Annotated in this window: 3 protein-coding genes; all 3 read right to left on the bottom strand. The window is 51.0% G+C overall.

Going from position 1 to position 2,334, the window contains the following annotated elements; genetic code table 11:
- Positions 1-78 precede the first annotated feature (78 nt).
- The 3 genes from JUE30_RS11175 to JUE30_RS11165 all read right to left on the bottom strand — a co-directional run bounded on the left by JUE30_RS11175 (position 79) and on the right by JUE30_RS11165 (position 2,246).
- Positions 79-1,629 (bottom strand): IS66 family transposase, encoded by a 1,551-nt coding sequence (locus JUE30_RS11175; RefSeq protein WP_203624886.1) that lies wholly within the window; start codon positions 1,627-1,629, stop codon positions 79-81.
- A gap of 64 nt (positions 1,630-1,693) precedes the next feature.
- Positions 1,694-2,071, bottom strand: coding sequence for an IS66 family insertion sequence element accessory protein TnpB (gene tnpB, locus JUE30_RS11170; protein WP_203624885.1), 378 nt, complete (start codon positions 2,069-2,071; stop codon positions 1,694-1,696).
- Complete coding sequence (locus tag JUE30_RS11165) at positions 2,061-2,246, bottom strand: hypothetical protein (RefSeq protein WP_125583057.1); 186 nt, start codon at positions 2,244-2,246, stop codon at positions 2,061-2,063. The genes tnpB and JUE30_RS11165 overlap by 11 nt, the downstream gene beginning before the upstream one ends.
- Between the last annotated feature and the right edge of the window lie 88 nt (positions 2,247-2,334).

Raw genomic sequence — 2,334 nt, 5'->3', positions numbered from 1 at the left:
GTAAGCACCCAATAACCGACCGCCTGGCAAACTAAGAAAGGGCGTAATCCGCATTCTCGGATTACGCCCCTTCGTTGTTCAAGCAATCTCTTGTTTTGATGGCTTCAGATACTGATTCCAAGGTAAATAAGACTCAGCTTGTTCTCTCGTAGGAGAAGTGGGAAGCTGCGACAGCTCGTGCAGAAGACGTTCGATGTAAGTTCTTGGATCCAGTCCGTTGGCCTTTGCGGTCTCAACAATCGTCATCCAGATGGCGTTGGCCTCGGCACCCTTCGGGCTCGTCGCAAACAACCAGTTCTTGCGACCGATCACGAAGGACTTCATGTTTCGCTCTGAAGCGTTATTACTCAGATCGATCTCGCCAAACTCCAAGACACGGTTGAGCATTTGGCGCTGATTCAAGGCGTAGGTCAAAGCGACGCCCAATCGCGACTTTGGCGCTGGAGCGGCTTGTTCACACCATGCCCAGAACTGATCGATCAGCGGTTTCAGGTCGGTCTGTCGACACTTCAGACGCTCCTCTGGCGAGAGAAGGCGCCACTGTTCTTCCAAATGGAACATCTGGTTGAGCAGCTCTAAAGGCTTCGTGCGAGTGAACTTACCTTTGACCTTCACGGCGTCATCGTAGAACTTGCGTCTTACGTGGGCCCAACAACCAACCCGGATGACGCTGTCGCCGAGGAGATTATAACCGGCGTAGCCATCACACTGCAGGACACCCGTATAACCTGAGTAAATTTGCTGGGCGAACTTACCGGAACGGGTATTGCCATATGCGTAGTAGACGACCTGCTGGTCGGCGAGACGAATACTGCGCTCGACCCAGATGTAAGACTTGCTCCTGGCAGACTTGCCAGGTTCTCTTAACACTTGGAATGGTGTTTCATCACCCTGAAGAAATCGCTGCGATAAGAGATGTTCATGCATTAGATCATAAACTGGTCTGACGATTTCTGCGGCGTTAATGACCCAGTTGGCCATCGTTGTTTCGCTGACGATCAGGCCAGCACGCGCCCACTCCAATTTCTGGCGGTAGAGTGGGGTCCCCAGAGTATATTTCTGATGAAGCACCTCGGCGACTAATGATGGGGTTGCCTCGCTGTGAGGAAACAACGCCTGCGGCGCCTGGCCTTGATACAGGTGAGAGACGCCATCGGATTGTTCACAGTCAGCGCACTTGTATGTCGCTTCATAAATGTTCTCAACATAGAGTCTACCTGGAATGTGTTGCACGACCTGGCGAACAAAGTGTTTGCCGACCTTTATCAGCTGATGTCCATGTTCGCAAACGCTGCGTTCGCGCTCAATAACCGTTTCTTCAACCGGTAGATTGACATCAATGGTTTCAACGCGGCGCCGTTTAGCTTTACGCTGGGTTGACGTTACGACTGCTTCTTCGCTTTGTTCCCCAGTCTGCTCTGGGTCCGTAAAAACACTACTGTCCTCCAACAGAGAAAGCTGATTCGGATCAACCAGCTTCTCTGAATGAGACCCGTAGAGTTTCCGAGTTAAATATGCGACCTGTTCCGTCAGGGCCTGAATTTGGTCAGTCAGACTCCCAACCTGTTTGGTCAGTTCGCTATTTTGCTCGAGCGCCTGCTCGAGTAATTCTTCAGTCGTTTTCGCCATCGGCGTGGACCTCAATTCATCAAGATGGGCTGAGTGTACCACTGAAACGACAGGCTTCCTAGCTTTATTTAGTGGACACTTTACCAGAATTCGGCGTCTGTCTTTGTGGACAGTAAGGCCGAACTGTGGACTCCAGTCCCCAGCCCGATAACAGCCGTTCTAGTTGTTTTGCGTGTAGCTTTTTCACCTCACTTTGGGTCGTTGGCCACTGAAGTCGGCCGTCTTCGATCCGCTTATAGAGCAGTATGAATCCATCACCAGCCCAGTAGAGGGCTTTGAACCGATCCTTGCGTGTGCCACAGAATAGAAATAGCACTCGACTGTATGGGTCAAGTTGATATTCTTCCTTGATCACGCCAGCCAAACCATCGATGCCGCGACGCAAGTCGGTCTTGCCACAGATCAGATAAATGCCGCTTAGTCTACGCACATCAATGAGCATCGTTGAACACGGCTTTCAGTAGGGCGTCAAGAATGTAACCTTGAATCCGGCCATAGACCACCACGGTCTTATTGTCACCAATCCTGACCTGGAACGCCTTAGTCGGCACGCTCTGAGTCTGCCGGCGTTGATTCTCTTCCAATTTGATGCGAACAATCTCTGGCTTCTCATCCAATAAAAATCACCTCACCATATTTGATGAGGCAATCATATCGCCCAGAAGCTGGCATTCATATCCGGTCTGTTATTAGGTGCTTACGCCG

The sequence above is a fragment of the Lacticaseibacillus sp. 866-1 genome, from assembly GCF_016861825.1.
Classification (GTDB): domain Bacteria; phylum Bacillota; class Bacilli; order Lactobacillales; family Lactobacillaceae; genus Lacticaseibacillus.
The sequence above is the reverse complement of the archived record's forward strand: the minus strand, read 5'-3'. Positions and strand labels throughout refer to the sequence as shown.